Source organism: Mesorhizobium sp. M7A.F.Ca.CA.003.01.2.1, from assembly GCF_003998945.1.
GTDB classification, from domain to species: domain Bacteria; phylum Pseudomonadota; class Alphaproteobacteria; order Rhizobiales; family Rhizobiaceae; genus Mesorhizobium; species Mesorhizobium ciceri.
In genome coordinates, this window is record NZ_RZRA01001447.1 from 1 (window position 1) to 843 (window position 843).

Consider the following 843-nt stretch of genomic DNA (forward strand, 5'->3'; position numbering starts at 1 on the left):
CAACTTCCAGAGGACAAAATCGCCGGGATTTTTCTTATGCGCGTCGACGGCGACGCGAGCACCGGCCTGCTGCTCGTCGAGATTGCGCTTCGACAGCTGGCCGTAGTCGGGCATCGACGCCGTGTCGAACAGGACTTCGCCCGCAGCAACATAGGCATGGCCGCGTTCGATCAGGCTTTGAATCAAGGTGATCATGTCAACCTTGCCGTCGGCACGGGGCTCGACGAATTCGGTGGCGCGCGGCTCGACCGTCGGCTCCAGGCAGCCGAGAACCGCCACGTCGCTGTGGAACTGGTCGGCGGTCTTTTCGGTGACCCGCCTGATCGCCTCATTCAACGACAGCGTGCCGGAAGCGATCTCGCCGCCGAAATCGCGCAAAGCGCGCGCATTGATCTTGTCGTCTACGTCGGTGATGTTGCGCACATAGGTGACGTGCGTCTGCCCATAGAGATGGCGCAGCAAGCGGAACAGCACGTCGAAGACGATCACCGGCCTGGCATTGCCGATATGAGCAAAGTCGTAGACGGTCGGGCCGCAGACATACATGCGCACGTTCAGCGGATCGATCGGGACGAAATCCTCTTTCGTCCGCGTCAGCGTGTTGTAGAGGCGCAGGCCCTGCGATGCGTCGGACATTCGTGCCTTCCCGGTTCAGAACTCAATTCGACGAAGCCAGCCCTGCGCGAACGCAAATCAGGCTCCAGCCTGCTGGCCGGGGCGTTTGTCCAATCTGGGGAGAGATGAGGCGAAAACGTCCGGACCAGCGCGAGGCTAGCCAATAATGCAAATGCCACAAATGGCGAAAGACGTTTTCATGGGCGGCTTTATCGCCTTGGCTTGTGT

The 843-nt window shown here is 60.3% G+C and carries 1 protein-coding gene and 1 pseudogene; both read right to left on the reverse strand.

What is annotated here, in order from left to right; all coding sequences use genetic code 11:
* Positions 1-636: pseudogene (locus EN969_RS33360) on the reverse strand (cysteine--tRNA ligase); the annotation flags it as partial.
* 22 nt (positions 637-658) lie between these two features.
* Positions 659-843: hypothetical protein (locus EN969_RS35690; RefSeq protein WP_206525316.1), on the reverse strand; the 185-nt coding region annotated here is incomplete at its 5' end.